19 protein-coding genes and 1 other annotated feature are annotated in these 16002 nt (G+C 47.5%); all 19 genes read left to right on the forward strand.

The window, feature by feature from the left end:
• The first annotated feature begins 11 nt into the window (after positions 1 to 11).
• Positions 12 to 1088, forward strand: a complete 1077-nt coding sequence (gene disA, locus ACE3MZ_RS03060; RefSeq protein ID WP_411345081.1) for a DNA integrity scanning diadenylate cyclase DisA — start codon at positions 12 to 14, stop codon at positions 1086 to 1088.
• Between the two features lie 60 nt (positions 1089 to 1148).
• Entirely contained in the window at positions 1149 to 1874 is a 726-nt protein-coding gene (gene pssA, locus ACE3MZ_RS03065) for a CDP-diacylglycerol--serine O-phosphatidyltransferase (RefSeq protein ID WP_411345082.1), read from the forward strand.
• Between the two features lie 169 nt (positions 1875 to 2043).
• Complete coding sequence (locus ACE3MZ_RS03070; protein ID WP_411345083.1) at positions 2044 to 3132, forward strand: PIN/TRAM domain-containing protein; 1089 nt, start codon at positions 2044 to 2046, stop codon at positions 3130 to 3132.
• A gap of 192 nt (positions 3133 to 3324) precedes the next feature.
• Positions 3325 to 4023: a 2-C-methyl-D-erythritol 4-phosphate cytidylyltransferase gene (ispD, locus tag ACE3MZ_RS03075; protein WP_411345084.1), complete on the forward strand. Its 699-nt coding sequence runs from the start codon at positions 3325 to 3327 to the stop codon at positions 4021 to 4023.
• Positions 4020 to 4499 carry a 2-C-methyl-D-erythritol 2,4-cyclodiphosphate synthase gene (gene ispF, locus ACE3MZ_RS03080; protein WP_411345085.1) on the forward strand — a complete coding sequence of 160 codons (480 nt, stop codon included), beginning with the start codon at positions 4020 to 4022 and terminating at the stop codon, positions 4497 to 4499. The genes ispD and ispF overlap by 4 nt, the downstream gene beginning before the upstream one ends.
• Positions 4500 to 4592: 93 nt before the next feature.
• Complete coding sequence (gltX, locus tag ACE3MZ_RS03085; RefSeq protein ID WP_411345086.1) at positions 4593 to 6056, forward strand: glutamate--tRNA ligase; 1464 nt, start codon at positions 4593 to 4595, stop codon at positions 6054 to 6056.
• Between the two features lie 477 nt (positions 6057 to 6533).
• Positions 6534 to 7214 carry a serine O-acetyltransferase gene (gene cysE / locus ACE3MZ_RS03090; protein ID WP_411345087.1) on the forward strand — a complete coding sequence of 227 codons (681 nt, stop codon included), beginning with the start codon at positions 6534 to 6536 and terminating at the stop codon, positions 7212 to 7214.
• A 98-nt stretch (positions 7215 to 7312) separates the two neighbouring features.
• Positions 7313 to 8710, forward strand: coding sequence for a cysteine--tRNA ligase (cysS, locus tag ACE3MZ_RS03095; RefSeq protein ID WP_411345088.1), 1398 nt, complete (start codon positions 7313 to 7315; stop codon positions 8708 to 8710).
• Between the two features lie 16 nt (positions 8711 to 8726).
• On the forward strand, positions 8727 to 9173 hold the full coding sequence (locus ACE3MZ_RS03100; RefSeq protein WP_411345089.1) for a Mini-ribonuclease 3: 447 nt from the start codon (positions 8727 to 8729) through the stop codon (positions 9171 to 9173).
• Between the two features lie 168 nt (positions 9174 to 9341).
• The gene (gene rlmB / locus ACE3MZ_RS03105) at positions 9342 to 10088 is read left to right on the forward strand and encodes a 23S rRNA (guanosine(2251)-2'-O)-methyltransferase RlmB (protein ID WP_411345090.1); all 747 of its coding nucleotides are present in this window, start codon (positions 9342 to 9344) and stop codon (positions 10086 to 10088) included.
• A 4-nt stretch (positions 10089 to 10092) separates the two neighbouring features.
• Positions 10093 to 10617 (forward strand): NYN domain-containing protein, encoded by a 525-nt coding sequence (locus ACE3MZ_RS03110; RefSeq protein WP_411345091.1) that lies wholly within the window; start codon positions 10093 to 10095, stop codon positions 10615 to 10617.
• 186 nt (positions 10618 to 10803) lie between these two features.
• Positions 10804 to 11451, forward strand: coding sequence for an RNA polymerase sporulation sigma factor SigH (gene sigH / locus ACE3MZ_RS03115; RefSeq protein WP_367064380.1), 648 nt, complete (start codon positions 10804 to 10806; stop codon positions 11449 to 11451).
• Positions 11452 to 11808: 357 nt separating this feature from the next.
• Positions 11809 to 12000: a preprotein translocase subunit SecE gene (gene secE, locus ACE3MZ_RS03120; RefSeq protein WP_367064381.1), complete on the forward strand. Its 192-nt coding sequence runs from the start codon at positions 11809 to 11811 to the stop codon at positions 11998 to 12000.
• 22 nt (positions 12001 to 12022) lie between these two features.
• Positions 12023 to 12556, forward strand: a complete 534-nt coding sequence (gene nusG / locus ACE3MZ_RS03125; RefSeq protein WP_411345092.1) for a transcription termination/antitermination protein NusG — start codon at positions 12023 to 12025, stop codon at positions 12554 to 12556.
• Between the two features lie 167 nt (positions 12557 to 12723).
• Entirely contained in the window at positions 12724 to 13149 is a 426-nt protein-coding gene (rplK, locus tag ACE3MZ_RS03130; protein ID WP_026136396.1) for a 50S ribosomal protein L11, read from the forward strand.
• Between the two features lie 108 nt (positions 13150 to 13257).
• Complete coding sequence (gene rplA / locus ACE3MZ_RS03135) at positions 13258 to 13950, forward strand: 50S ribosomal protein L1 (RefSeq protein ID WP_411345093.1); 693 nt, start codon at positions 13258 to 13260, stop codon at positions 13948 to 13950.
• A gap of 76 nt (positions 13951 to 14026) precedes the next feature.
• Positions 14027 to 14193, forward strand: a sequence feature (ribosomal protein L10 leader region).
• Positions 14194 to 14263: 70 nt separating this feature from the next.
• On the forward strand, positions 14264 to 14767 hold the full coding sequence (gene rplJ / locus ACE3MZ_RS03140) for a 50S ribosomal protein L10 (protein ID WP_411345094.1): 504 nt from the start codon (positions 14264 to 14266) through the stop codon (positions 14765 to 14767).
• A gap of 94 nt (positions 14768 to 14861) precedes the next feature.
• Positions 14862 to 15221, forward strand: a complete 360-nt coding sequence (rplL, locus tag ACE3MZ_RS03145) for a 50S ribosomal protein L7/L12 (protein ID WP_411345095.1) — start codon at positions 14862 to 14864, stop codon at positions 15219 to 15221.
• Between the two features lie 90 nt (positions 15222 to 15311).
• On the forward strand, positions 15312 to 15908 hold the full coding sequence (locus ACE3MZ_RS03150) for a class I SAM-dependent methyltransferase (protein ID WP_411345096.1): 597 nt from the start codon (positions 15312 to 15314) through the stop codon (positions 15906 to 15908).
• Positions 15909 to 16002 lie beyond the last annotated feature (94 nt).

Here is a 16002-nt window from a genome sequence, read left to right on the forward strand (position 1 = left end):
AGGAACAGTTGATGAAGGAGCTCAGCCAGGCTGAGAAAATTAATCGGTTATTGAAAATGGTTGCACCCGGCACCGCATTCCGCGACGGTCTGGAAAATGTGCTGCGTGCCAAAACGGGCGGACTGATCGTCGTTGGCTCAACATCGCAGGTCATGAATGTAGTCGATGGTGGATTTTCTATCGATTGCGAGTTCTCACCCAACTACTTGTATGAGCTGGCGAAGATGGATGGAGCGATCATTCTGAGTGATGATCTGAAGCGGATCTTGTATGCCAATACGCAGTTGATTCCTGATTCGTCTATCTCGTCGATTGAGACGGGGATTCGTCACCGGACAGCTGAACGTGTTGCCAAACAGACAGGGGAGCTGGTCATTTCCATTTCCCAGCGCCGCAATATCATTACATTGTACAAAGGGAATTTGCGGTATGCGCTCAAGGAAATCGGTGTGATTTTGACCAAAGCGAATCAAGCGATTCAGACGCTGGAGCGGTATCAAGTGGTGCTCAAGCAGGCGTTGACCAATCTGACAGCTTCCGAATTTGAGCAGATGGTGACGATTGCTGAGGTAATCGGCGTCGTACAGCGTGTCGAAATGGTACTACGTATTCAGACCGAAATCAGTCGCTATGTAACGGAACTCGGGGCGGAAGGTCGTCTGATCTCGATGCAGATGGATGAGCTGGTCGGTAATACGGAAGAAGAATTCCGCTTACTGCTCAAAGATTATGGTCGCGATATTAGCGATGAGCGTTTGGATGAAATCGTTAACGGATTGAAGCGGATTACCGATAATGAACTAATGGACGTCAATCAGATCGTCAAAATGCTTGGCTATCCGATGGCGGCTGCCCAATCCGAGGAAGTGGTGCCATCGCGCGGTTATCGTGTATTGAACAAGATTCCACGTTTGCCAAATGTGATCATCAACAATCTGGTAGAGCGTTTTGCTGCTTTGCATCATGTCATTTCCGCGAGCATTGACGAGCTGGATGAAGTGGACGGTATCGGTGAAGTACGCGCACGTACAATTCGTGCTGGTCTGGAACGCATCCAGGAGCAAGTATTTATTGACAGACAAATCTAAAAGCGATAGAATCGTAGAGTTAATTGGTTAATATATCCATCTTTGAGGTGACAAGACAAAATGATAACAAAATCAATTCCAAACCTGTGTACGCTGTTTAACCTGGGACTTGGAATGTTGGCTATTTTACTGGCGCTACACGATAACTATAGCCTTGCGGCAGTCATGGTTATTGTAGCGATGTTAATGGATGGTCTGGACGGACGGATGGCACGCGCGCTCAATGCGCAGAGCGAGTTGGGGAAGGAACTGGATTCCCTGTCTGACCTTGTTTCATTTGGTGTAGCTCCAATCGTCATCATGTACGATATGGTCTTCAAAGACATTAACCCTGTTCTCGCGATCTCTGCTGCTCTGATTTTTCCGATGTGTGGAGCGATGCGACTAGCCAGATTTAATGTCAAAGCCGGTGTACCGGGTTATTTTACCGGATTGCCGATTCCAGCGGCTGGTGGCGTATTAGCAACGCTCTCGCTATTCCATAATGAAGTATCTACTCCTTATATGATTATCAGTACCTTTATGCTGTCGTATCTGATGGTCAGTCAGGTGAGATATCCGAATTTCAAAAAAGTCGGCATTCCCAAAAAAGCTCTCTGGCTCGCACCGATTGTAGTTGCTGCCGGTGTAGTTATTGCAATTATGTTCCCTGATCAGGTATCCAAACTGATCTTCGTACCGCTAGCAGCGTATGCGCTGTATGGCTTCAAACAGAATATTCGAAGACTGATGCGCCGTCATGCCCGCCGTGATGATGAGAATCGCTCCAAGGAATCGCTTCGTTAAGCGGTTGACGGCTCAGCAGATAGATAATGAAAAAGCATTTATTTCTCTACTTCTAAAGGGGAATGAATGCTTTTTTTATGCACTTTATTACAACAAAGGGGATAGTCAGATGCTGGAACAATGGATGTCATGGATGTCATGGATGTCATGGATGTCATGGATGTCATGGATGGCAATAATAGGAGGGAAACCAGATAGTGTAGGGATGATGGCAATTCATATTGGGATCATTGTAGTAGCAGCGGTATTGTTATCATTGCTGCTTCGTCGTCTGCTGCTGTTGATTGAACGTCAACGCGTGCAAGTACTGGCATTACCAGCGGAAAAGGTGCTTGCCGCCTCGTTCGGCTTGCTCATCGGTTTGCTGATTGGCTGGCTGGGCGCGCTTGTCATTGCATGGTGGCCGAGTGTGTACGAGGTGGTCCGAACCTTTCTAATGCTTACACTAGGTTATCTAGGGCTTCGTACTGGTTATGAACGTGCTGGCGAATTATTGTATACAGAACGTAACCACGTACGTCATCACGTTCAGCATCCGACACACAATTCTAATTATAATATGCCGGAAAGTAAGGAACAGACGGTCAAACCATTGCCGACTGATAAGAATCACGCAGATATGCTCATTTCCAGAATGCCAGCCATTAGTATTATGGATGCCAATATCGCTATTGATGGCAGAATCGAAGGGATTATCGCTTGCGGATTTATACAGGGAATCGTGATCGTACCTGATTTTATCGTACAGGAACTACAATTTATTGCCGATTCTGCGGATACACTACGTCGTCAACGAGGCAAAAAAGGGCTGGATACGCTCACTCGTTTACGGGAGCAATCAGGAATTGAATTGGAAGTAGCATCAACTCATTACTCGGACAGTGTACGTGCAGATGAGCGACTTGTACAGTTGGCAGCAGCGCGCAAGGCGGCGCTCATTACGAATGATCGGAATTTGCAGCAAATTGCCGAACTACATGATATCCGCATATTGTCGGTCAACCGTCTTGCTGCTCTACTCAAGCCACAACTCGTTGCTGGTGAACTGTTATATGTACAGATGACTCGCGCCGGCAAAGAACCAGGACAGGGCATTGCCTATTTGGATGATGGGACAATGATTGTCGTTGAACAGGGAAAGGATCATATCGGGCAAGAACTAGAAGTGATCGTAACAAGTGTACTGCAAACATCCAATGGTAAAATGGTCTTTGCACGTCCACATACAGAAGAACATATAGAGCAACACGACGATTAAAGAGCAAGCGTGAACGAAACGACGTCTACGCGGGGAAATATCATGCTCCATGCTGACAATGGCAGTGTGTGCATACGTGTCAGCGGTATTCGCTGTTGTGCTGTTGGTGCCGCCGGGTATATTATTAAGAAATGGAATTCGCACGCCTTGCAATCATACAGGTGTGGATAGCAACCGGTAAGGATGGGGAGTATGACAAATAAAGCTGGAATCATCGTCGTAGCGGCGGGCAAAGGCTCGCGTATGGGCACGGTGGAGAGCAAACAGTATCTGAAGCTACAGGATAAACCGATTATAATACATACACTGGAAGTGTTTGAACGCTCGGCTGTTGCGGAAGAGATCGTCATCGTTACGGGGACGGAGGATGTAGAGCGTTGCCGGGAATGGGTACAACAATATGGACTGCACAAAGTTCGAGCTGTTGTCGTTGGTGGACAGGATCGTCAGGAATCGGTATACCGTGGCTTGGAGCAGATTCAGTCTGACTGGGTAATGGTGCATGACGGGGTACGTCCATTTATTACTGAACAGCATATTGAGCAGTGTCTGGAAGCGGCACAGCGTGCAGGTGCGTCTGTATTGGCGGTGCCAGTGAAGGATACGATTAAGCAGGTCGATCAGCAGCTGCATATTACAGGTACACCGGATCGCAGTACATTATGGGCGATTCAGACACCGCAGACGTTTCGCTCAACCGATTTGCGGAATGCACATCAGCAGGCGGAAGAACAGCATTTTCGCGGTACAGATGATGCAATGTTGGTAGAACGACTTGGTATTCCGGTAACCGTAGTGGAAGGCAGCTATAGCAATATTAAGCTGACAACACCGGACGATCTGGATTATGCTGCTTATTTATTGACACACAAGGGAGAGAATTTATCATGATTCGTATAGGTCAAGGATTTGATGTGCATCAGCTGGTCGAGGGCCGCCCGTGCATCATTGGTGGAGTGACCATTCCATATGAAAAAGGACTGCTCGGTCATTCCGATGCAGACGTGCTGTTGCATACGATTGCCGATGCAGCGCTAGGCGCACTGGCGCTGGGGGATATTGGCAAGCATTTTCCCGATACCGATCCAGAATTCAAGGATGCGGACAGTGTGAAACTGCTACAGCATGTATGGGGACTCATCCGTGAGCGCGGTTACGTACTAGGCAATGTCGATGCAACCATTATCGCGCAAAAGCCGAAGATGGCTCCGTATATTCCGCAGATGGCGGAAGTGATTGCTTCCGTACTACAAGCGGAGATTGATCAAGTAAACGTCAAAGCAACAACAACCGAATGGCTCGGCTTTGCTGGACGCGGTGAAGGAATTGCTGCTCAGGCAGTCATTTGTCTTGTGAAGGAAGCCTAACACTAGCTTCGCGAATCAAAAGAAGTATAGCTCATTGGTGTACAAATAACACCAATAGAATCTGAATGTTGTTCAACCAGGGAGGAACTAAAGATGTCTAACGAAATACGCGTACGCTATGCACCAAGTCCAACCGGACACCTGCATATCGGTAACGCTCGTACTGCTTTGTTTAATTATTTGTTTGCCCGCAGTCAAGGTGGCAAGTTTATTATTCGGATTGAAGATACCGATGTGAAGCGCAACGTAGAGGGCGGCGAGGAGAATCAGCTGTCTTATCTGAAATGGCTCGGTATCGAATGGGATGAAAGTATCGATGTAGGCGGCAACTATGGTCCGTATCGTCAGACCGAGCGTCTGGATCTGTATCGTCCATATTGGGAAGACCTGCTCAACCGTGGCTTAGCTTACAAATGCTACTCCACTGAGGAAGAGCTGGAGCAGGAACGCGAAGAGCAAATTGCCCGCGGTGAGACGCCGCGTTATTCTGGTAAACATCGCAATCTGAGTGATGAGCAGCGCGCTGCCTTTGAAGCCGAAGGACGTGTACCAAGCATCCGTTTCCGTGTACCAGAAAATAAAACCTATACCTTCAACGATATCGTCAAAGGCGAAATTTCCTTTACAACAGAAGATACAGGCGACTTTGTTATTGTTAAAAAAGACGGCATTCCAACGTACAACTTTGCCGTTGCACTGGATGATCATCTGATGGAGATTTCTCATGTACTGCGCGGGGAAGACCATGTATCCAATACACCGCGTCAATTGATGATCTATGAAGCATTAGGCTGGGAACCGCCGCAATTCGGTCATATGACCTTGATCGTCAACGAAAATCACAAAAAGCTGAGTAAGCGTGATGAGTCGATCATTCAGTTTATCGAGCAGTATGATCAACTGGGTTATCTGCCGGAAGCCCTGTTCAACTTTATCGCCCTGCTGGGCTGGTCGCCAGAAGGAGAAGAAGAAATCTTCTCACATGATGATCTAATCCGTATTTTCAATGCGAAACGTCTATCCAAAAGCCCGGCTGTATTCGATACGAACAAACTGGCGCATCTGAACAATACGTACATCAAACATGCCAATACCGACCGTATTACTGCGATAGCAATTCCACATCTGCAAAAAGCGGGTCGTTTGCCAGCTGAGTTGAGCGAAGAACAACAAGCATGGGCGCATGATCTGGTGGCACTGTATCAGGAGCAGCTGGTTGCCGCTTCTGATATCGTAGGACTGTCCGAAATGTTCTTCCGTTCGGATCTGCAATTGGATGCCGAAGCCCAGCAGTTGCTGAGTGAAGAACATGTGAAACCGGTATTGCAAGCATTGTTGGACAAAATCCAAGCATCATCCGAGTTCAGCCCAACTGTAGCGGCAACGCTGATCAAAGAAGTGCAAAAGGAAACAGGTTACAAAGGCAAACAACTGTTTATGCCAATCCGCGTTGCACTGACTGGCGAAATGCATGGCCGCGATCTGAACCATACCATTTATTTGCTAGGACGCGATCGTGTAATCGAACGTCTTCAATCCCAGATTGCAGGCGCTTGATTGTCGACTGAATTGCATATTGTTTAATCCGCCGCAGTCCGTTATAATGATCACCTGAAGCAGCAATTGTGATGAACATCTGAATATAACTAATTTTATCCATATAATGGCAATGAGCAGGAAAAGTAAGTCTGAAATCGAAGTTCCAGAGAGGATGACCCTGTTGCAAACAGACAGGCGGCTGAGAATCATCCACTTCGGACAGACTGAACATGCACCTGTGAGCCGCAAAGCCGAACATTCCCGTTGTCTTTCCCTCAATTTGAAGAAAAGAGCAGGGCAAGTAAGTAGGCTTTGCCGTCTGGTCTTACGTTACGGACTGCATAAGTTGGGACAACTCCATCGTCTGCCGATCAATCATATTGTGCAGAATATGACGTTCTCCCAAGCAGAGTGGAACCGCGTAAATCGACGCCTCTGCAGCCTTCGGGCTGCGGGGGCGTTTTTTAATGAGCGTAAGCAAGGAGAGGTAAACCAATGCTGACCAATTTAAGATCTGATGTCCGCGCTGTATTTGATAATGACCCCGCTGCGCGTGGCTGGTTTGAAGTCATCTTTACCTATTCAGGACTGCATGCAATCTGGGGACACCGGCTTGCTCACTGGTTTTATGGCAAAAAGTTTTTTACGATTGCCCGTGTGATTTCGCAGCTTAGTCGTTTTATGACTGGAATCGAGATCCATCCGGGCGCAACGATTGGTAAGCGGCTGTTTATTGATCATGGTATGGGTGTTGTCATCGGCGAGACATGCGAGATCGGCGATGATGTTGTTGTTTATCAAGGCGTAACATTGGGCGGTACAGGCAAAGAAAAAGGAAAGCGCCATCCCACGATTGGTAATAGCGTCGTGATCGGCTCCGGTGCCAAAATTCTCGGTTCCTTCTCCGTCGGCTCCAATTCCAATATCGGCTCCAACTCTGTTGTACTGCGCGAAGTACCGCCGAATAGCACAGTAGTCGGAATTCCCGGCAAAATCGTTATTCAAGACGGCAAGCGTGCGGATCGTCTGAGTCACCAGATGCCCGATCCGGTTGCATCAAGACTGGCAGAGCTACAAGCCGAGATTGATCGACTCAAGCAGGAGCTGGAACAGCAGCAACGTCAGATTGATCACAGACTGATGGCAGGACGCGATCATAACCGACATTCGTCATAAATGCGGAATATGGTAACATGGTGCCTATAGTAGCTTGGATCATAGAACGATCAAGTAGACATTCAAACATATCGTGTATACAGGGAAGGGATGAACGTATGGCATTGCAAATTTACAATACCATGAACCGCAAGAAAGAAGAGTTTGTTAGCCAGATCGCTGGCGAAGTGAAGATGTACGTATGCGGTCCGACCGTTTATGACTATATCCATATCGGAAATGCACGTCCGATGATCTTTTTTGACGTCGTGCGCAGCTATTTGGAAAATCAAAATTATAAAGTCGATTATGCAGTGAATTTTACCGATGTCGATGACAAGCTCATTCGCAAAGCGGAAGAATTGAATACGACCGTCATCGAAGTGGCTGAACGGTTTATTGATGCTTATTTTGCCGATCTGGAAGGGTTGGGTATTCGCCGCGCTACCATCCATCCGCGCGTAACCGAGAATATGGATATTATTCTGGACTTTATCGGTACACTGGTCGACAAAGGCTACGCCTATGCCAAAGAAGGCGATGTCTATTTCCGTACACGCAAATTCCCGCAATACGGACAACTGTCGCATCAGAAGCTGGATGAACTGCAATTCGGTATTCGTATCGAAGTCGATAAACGTAAGGAAAATCCCGAAGACTTCGTACTGTGGAAAGCAGCCAAACCGGGTGAGATTTTCTGGGAAAGTCCATGGGGGAATGGTCGTCCGGGCTGGCATATCGAGTGCTCTGCGATGGCGCGTCATTATCTGGGCGATACTCTGGATATTCACGGTGGTGGACAAGATCTTCAGTTTCCACACCATGAATGCGAATGCGCTCAATCTGAGTCGGTGACAGGCAAGCCGCTATCCAACTACTGGATGCATAATGGCTTTATCCGTATCGACGATGAGAAAATGTCCAAATCGCTTGGTAACGGTATTCTGGTCAAAGACCTGCGCGCCGCACACAAGCCAGCAGCGATCCGTTATCTGATGCTGTCTACTCACTATCGTAATCCGCTTAACTATACCGACGATACGATGACACAGGCAGAAAATAGCGTAGAGCGTATCTCCAATGCCGTTAGCAATGTGCAGCACCGTCTATCCTCTTCGGATACCGTATCTCCAGCAGATGCACAGCTGACAGCTCGTGTAAACGAAATCCGTGCTCTATTCCATGAGAAAATGCAGGATGACTTCAATACGCCGGATGCAATCACTGCTGTATTCGAATGGGTGAATGAAGCGAACCAACTGCTGCAACGCGAAGTAGTACAAAAAGCGTCGCTGGAAGCATTGTTGGCACTGTTTAACGAAATGAACGAAGTGCTGCGTCTGTACTGGGCGGAAGAACAACTGCTCGACGAAGATGTAGAGCAACTGATTGCGGAACGCGTCGAAGCCCGTAGCAACAAAAACTGGGCACGTTCGGATGAAATTCGTGATCTGCTGTCCGCACAGGGCATCATTCTCGAAGATACGCCGCAAGGCATGAGATGGCGCCGCAAATGATGGGAGGAATGACATCATGACCTCTCCAGAACAGGATCAACCATTTGAAGGCTGGTTTCCATTCCCGCCTTCTCGTCCGTTAGAGCAGTTGCCACCGCTGGCGCTAGCTTATCTGGGCGATGCTATTCACGAAGTAGCCGTCAGACAGTATATCTTGTCTGGCAAAAATCTGCGTCCCAATCATATGCACCGCTTATCGACAAGCTTTGTTTCCGCTGGCGCTCAGGCTCGTATGCTTCTGCATGTAGAACCGATGCTGACCGAGGATGAAGCTAGTATCGTTCGTCAGGGACGCAATGCCAAATCCGGTACAGTGCCCAAAAATGCTAGCGTGCTGGATTACCGTTATGCAACAGCATGGGAATGTCTGATTGGCTATCTGTACTATCGCGGACAACAACAGCGCATTCTGGAACTAATTACGACAGCAATCCATCATCTGGAGCAACAACCGAAAGTATAATTTAGTCGAGCTATCGAGCTATCGAGCTATCGAGCTATCGAGCTATCGAGCTATCGAGCTATCGAGCTATCGAGCTATACAGAATAAAATGAGATCGCTGCTTATGCACAAGCCTACAAAGCGGGTAATAAGCAGCAACGTGAATTGTAGTACACAGGAGGAAACAGGATGGAAGAAGAATATATCGCCGGTAAGCATTCCGTAACGGAAGCACTGCGTGCCGGAAGAAGTATTAATAAAATATGGATCGCCGACGGCGCACAGAAAAACCTCGTGCAGCCTGTTGTAGCGGAAGCACGCGAAAAAGGGATCGTAATCCAGTACGTCGATAAGCGTAAACTGGACAGCTTCGTACCTGGCGTACAGCATCAGGGTGTCATTGCTCAGGCAGCACCTTATGAATACGCTGAGGTTGAAGATATTTTGGCAGCAGCACATGCCAAAGGAGAAGCTCCCTTTATCCTGCTGTTGGACGAGATTGAAGACCCGCACAATCTGGGCTCGATTTTGCGTACAGCAGATTGCACCGGTGTGCACGGAGTTATCATTCCTAAGCGTCGCTCGGCAGGTATTACTGCTACCGTATCCAAAACATCTGCGGGTGCAGTGGAATATGTACCAGTGGCACGCGTAACCAATCTGGGACAAACGATTGATCGACTCAAAGAGCAAGGTGTGTGGGTCGTCGGTACGGACGTCAACACCGACAGTAGTCTGTATCAGGCTGACGTATTTACAGGTCCAGTTGCTGTTGTTATCGGCAATGAAGGTAAAGGCATGGGCAGACTCATCCGCGAAAAATGCGATGTGCTGGTGCAGCTCCCGATGCAGGGACAGATCAATTCACTGAATGCATCCGTCGCTGCTGGCGTTGTGATGTACGAAGTGCTCCGCCGCCGTCAGGCATTGGGTTAGACCTATGAATGATCTTCGCGATGTTCTGCTGGTAGATGGTTATAACATGATCGGATCGTGGCCCGAACTGGTAGAACTGGCGGAGAGCAGCCTACAGGAGGCTCGCGATCGACTGCTAGAACGGTTGGCAAACTATCAGGCATATTCCGGTCAGCGTGTCGTTGCTGTATTTGATGCTTACCGTGTGCCCGGGCTGGGCAAGTCATACGAGCAAGGACGCGTCGAGCTGTACTTTACCAAAGAAAAGGAAACTGCGGACGAGGCGATCGAGCGCTTTGTTGGTCAGTTGCGCCATCGGCGTAGGCAAATCTATGTGGCGACGAGCGATATGACCGAGCAACATGTGATTTTTGGTCAGGGTGCGTTACGTATATCTGCACGCGAATTGCTGATCGAAGTTCAGATTGGCGAACGCGAGATTCGGCAGCGCATCAAAGACCAACGATTGGATGGCAGTCGCAACACACTGGATGGCAAACTCAATCCACAGCAAAGGCTGATGTTTGAAAAATGGCGCAGGGGAGAGTAGGCTGTCACTCTGATGATAGCTTATCTACGAACTTGTGTTCCGGTTTGGGGTAGAATCGGTAAATAAGCGTGTAATCTCCCGTCAAATGGGGCAAAATCGGTTGACGATGTGAGGTTACATAATATATACTGATGCTATATTTTATAGGGTAACGGAGACCTTGCGTTGCAACCGGAGGGATTGTTTGTGAGTGTCGACCTCAAAGATATCATGGTATCACCATATGATTACCAGAGCGATGAAGATCTTGTGGAAGCTGTCCGTCATGGCGATTCCGAAGCGCTGGAGTACTTGATTACCAAGTACAAGAATTTTGTCCGCGCCAAAGCCCGTTCGTATTTTCTGATTGGTGCTGACCGCGAGGATATTGTACAGGAAGGCATGATCGGCCTGTACAAATCAATCCGCGACTTCAAAAATGATAAGCTATCTTCGTTCAAAGTCTTTGCCGAGCTGTGCATCACCCGCCAGATTATTACGGCGATCAAAACAGCAACCCGGCAAAAGCACATTCCGCTGAACTCCTATGTCTCTCTGGACAAACCGATCTATGATGAAGATTCCGACCGTACACTGCTCGATGTGATCTGCGGCTCACCGATGTCCGATCCCGAAGAACTGGTGATCAACAAGGAAGAATTTACGGGTCTTGAAGATAAGATGTCCGAAATTCTGAGCGATCTGGAACGCAAAGTACTAATGCTGTATCTGGATGGACGTTCCTATCAGGAAATCGCGGTTGATCTATGCCGCCACGTTAAATCCATCGACAATGCACTGCAGCGTGTCAAACGCAAACTGGAACGGTATCTTGAAGTGCGGGACGAGCAATAAAGCCCGAGGCAACCAAGTGAAGACTCTGTGACGGAGTCTTTTTTATTTTGCCGGACATCCCTGTAAAATACGGCGCTGGTCGTCGGAAATGTCGCTGTCGGAACAGAACAAAAAATGTTATTTTTTTGCAAAGCAAAACAGTAATATTCGTTGACAGTGTAAGGGTGCTGTGCTAAAGTGTTTTAGGTAGGCCAAAAATCGCCTGTTTTTAAGTGTGCCAATCTTTAATTCGTTTAAAGAATGGCGTTCCTGAGAGCATGCGTAACCACCCTGACCACATGGGGATGAAGAACGTTGGCAGGCTCTAGGTCTGGATATTTTCTTCGATTCACCAGATCGTCTTTTGGAGGTGTAGTCGTGGCACGAAGCTTCAAGTCTTTGTTTTCCTTTTTCTCCGAAAGCTGGGCTGAACTTAAAAAGGTTCGCTGGCCTAATCGTAAAGAGCTGATAAACTATACACTGATTGTTATCGGTACGATTTTGTTTGTTGGCATTTATTTTTGGGTTTTGGACATCGGCATTTCCGCTGTGATCGAAGCGATAATTTAAGAAGGGTTCCAGGTGGCTTGATATGGAAAAAAGATGGTACGTCGTTCATACCTATTCCGGGTATGAAAACAAGGTCAAAGCCAATTTGGAAAAACGCGTTGAGTCTATGGGCATGGAAGACAAGATTTTCCGGGTTCTTGTTCCAATGGAAGAAGAGCTGGTAAACAAAGACGGTAAGAAAAAAACCGTTATGCGTAAAGTTTACCCCGGTTATGTACTTGTTGAAATGATCCAGACCGATGATTCTTGGTATGTAGTACGCAATACGCCTGGTGTAACCGGCTTTGTCGGTTCGACAGGTTCAGGCTCCAAGCCGACTGCGCTGCTGCCAGAAGAAGTGGAACAAATTCTCAAACATATGGGTATGGAAGAGCCGAAGGAGAATATCGACTTCGACATCAAAGAATCCGTGCGCATCAAAGTTGGACCGTTTGCGAATTTTGTTGGCTCCGTGGAAGAAATTTTGGTGGACAAGAGCAAGCTCAGAGTGCATGTTAACATGTTCGGACGGGAAACCCCGCTTGAGCTGGATTATACTCAAGTGGAAAAGATATAAGCAGGTTTCTAGGATGACACAGGGAATTGAAACAGAGCAATCTGTTTTGGTTCTGACCGGTGCTTCCGGTTTTACCGCAGTCTGTGCGGCGCAAGCCCGCAATTGCGGCGTTTTTCGTGGGAGGGCAGCGATGTCCGTCTACCACTATTCGCAAGGAGGTGTTTTACATGGCTAAAAAGGTAATCAAAATGGTAAAACTGCAAATCCCAGCTGGTAAAGCGAACCCGGCTCCTCCAGTAGGTCCGGCATTGGGTCAAGCAGGTGTCAACATCATGGCATTCTGTAAAGAATTCAACGCTCGTACAGCAGATCAAGCAGGTTTGATCATTCCGGTTGAGATCACAGTGTTTGAAGATCGTTCTTTCACTTTCATCACCAAAACTCCACCGGCTGCAGTTCTTCTGAAAGTTGCTGCTAAGATCGAAAAAGGATCTGGCGAACCGAACAAGAAGAAAGTTGCAGTTGTTAAACGTTCCGCAGTTCGTGAAATTGCTGAACAAAAAATGCCTGACCTGAACGCAGCTTCAATCGAAGCAGCAATGCTGATGGTTGAAGGTACAGCACGTAGCATGGGTATCACAATCGAAGACTAATATGTATTAGTTTTTACTGCACTCCTTCGGGAGGCAGTCTATGCCGAATCATATGATTTGACATATGTGGGAGGAATATCCGCTAATACCACAAAGGAGGAATATTAAATGGCTAAACATGGTAAAAAGTATCTGGAAGCTGTTAAGCTGATTGACAGCGAAGCTACTTACGAGCCGGCTGAAGCAGTTGCTTTGGTTAAAAAGGCAGCTACTGCAAAATTCGACGAAACTATCGAAGCAGCAGTACGCTTGGGTGTTGACCCTCGTAAACAAGACCAAGCTGTTCGTGGTGTAGTTGTACTGCCACACGGTACTGGTAAAACTCAACGTGTTCTCGTATTCGCAAAAGGCGAAAAAGCAAAAGAAGCGGAAGCTGCTGGCGCTGACTTCGTAGGCGATCAGGACATGATCAACAAAATCCAACAAGGATGGTTCGACTTTGATGTCTGCGTAGCTACGCCAGATATGATGAGCGAAGTTGGTAAACTGGGTCGTCTGCTGGGTGGTAAAGGTCTGATGCCTAACCCTAAAGCAGGTACAGTTACATTCGACGTTACCAAAGCTGTTCAAGAAATCAAAGCTGGTAAAATCGAATACCGTCTGGACAAAGCAGGACAAATTCACGCGCCAATTGGTAAAGTATCTTTCACTGAAGAGCAACTGAACGAGAACCTCAAAGCTCTTGTTGACGCTCTGAACCGCGCTAAACCAGCTGCGGCAAAAGGTATCTACCTGAAAAACATTGCGGTATCTTCCACAATGGGACCAAGCGCGCGCGTAAACGCTACGACTTACAGATAATTAAGTGTTGACATCTGTCAACGCATTTGATAATCTGTAAAAGTTGTGATTACGTACGAACTTTGTTTGTGCTATTACATTCGAATACGTTTAACCGTAGACAGTAGGTGCCGCTTGCGGCTTAATTTCCTACCGAGGTGTTCTGATAGAATAACGGGATGAACGGTTGTCGCTCAGGCGGCAACCGGCACATTCCGCCTTATCAAGCCTTCGTGATTCTACGGGGGCTTTTTTAATGCCCGTAGGAACACTTTTTCGCGACTCATTCAGGAGTGTACGGAGAAGCAAGAATACGATCAGGAGGTGTCCACACTTGGCAAACGCAAAAGTAATCCAGGCAAAACAGGAAGCGGTAGAAGCAGTAGCAACAAAGCTGCGCGAGAGCGTATCGACTGTTGTCGCTGATTATCGTGGTCTGAACGTAGCTCAAGTTACAGAATTGCGCAAACAACTGCGTGAAGCTGGCGTTGAATTCCAGGTATTGAAAAATACACTGGTTCGTCGCGCAACTGAATCTGCTGAATTGACTGAACTGAACGAAGTGCTGAGCGGTCCTACCGCTATTGCTTTCAGTAAAGACGATGCAGTAATCGCAGCGAAAATTCTGAACGACTTTGCTAAAACCAACGATGCGCTTGAATTAAAAGGCGGCGTTGTAGAAGGTCGCGTAGTAAGCGCGGACGAAATCAAAGCGCTGGCAGCACTGCCATCCCGCGAAGGTCTCTTGTCCATGCTGCTTAGCGTGCTTCAAGCTCCAGTGCGCAACTTTGCACTGGCAGTCAAAGCAGTATCCGAGAAAGAAGAGCAAAGCGCGTAAGCGACTGTTTCTTCCGCCTCACGCCCATGCGGCGTAAAATAGGCTGATCACAGCCACAACAAATCCAAATAAAACCAACATGGAGGGTTTATAAATGAGTCAAGAGCAAATCCTTGAAGCCATCAAAGGCATGACTGTACTGGAACTGAACGATCTGGTAAAAGCAATCGAAGAAGAATTCGGCGTAACTGCAGCAGCTCCAGTAGCAGCAGCAGCTGGCGGCGCAGTAGCAGAAGCTGAGCAAACTGAGTTTGACGTAGTACTGACTTCCGCTGGTGCTTCCAAAATCAACGTAATCAAAGCAGTTCGCGAAGTAACTGGTCTGGGTCTGAAAGAAGCTAAAGAAGTAGTAGACAACGCTCCTAAAGCAATCAAAGAAGGCGTTGCTAAAGAAGAAGCTGAATCCATCAAAGCAAAACTGGAAGAAGCTGGCGCATCTGTAGAATTGAAATAAGAGAGTTTCTCTTGTTTCTTACAAACCCCTTGAATTCGTTCAAGGGGTTTGTTTTGTAAAAAAGGAACAGGGAAAGGGTGAAGGAATGATATGGGAGATCATTATTATTCCAGTCAGCCAGGAGCTGCACACGAACGTCGCAAGCTCGATACGGAGTTGCGCGAACGCAAGTTTACCTTTGTCAGCGATGCCGGTGTCTTTTCCAAAACAGGAATCGATTACGGTAGCCGTGTATTGATCGAGGCGCTGGATATTCCGGATCATGCCAACGTATTGGATGTAGGATGCGGCTATGGACCAATAGGTCTGTCAGCAGCGATTCTTGCTCCCAAGGGGCATGTTACTATGCTGGACGTGAATGAACGTGCTGTACAGCTGGCACAGGAAAATGCCAGACTAAACAACATTCATAACATAGACGCGAAAGTCAGCGACCGTTTGGAAGCTGTATTCGGACAGTCCTTTGACGTGATCATCACCAATCCACCGATCCGTGCCGGCAAAGAAACCGTGCATTCGATCTTTGAACAGGCACATGAGCATCTGAATCCAGGTGGTTCACTGTGGATCGTAATCCAGAAAAAGCAGGGTGCACCATCTGCCTGGGCGAAGCTGGAACAGCTGTTTGAAACCGTGGAGGAAGTAATGAAGGATAAAGGGTATCGCATCTTCAAAGCGACCAAATAAAAAACCTGATCACCGGGCAAGGGTGAGCAGGCTTGAACAATTTGTAAATGAAATGGGCAATAATTGTGACGCAGTATAGTTGACTGCATATGCT

Source organism: Paenibacillus sp. WLX1005 (genome assembly GCF_046603685.1).
Classification (GTDB): Bacteria; Bacillota; Bacilli; order Paenibacillales; family Paenibacillaceae; genus Saccharibacillus.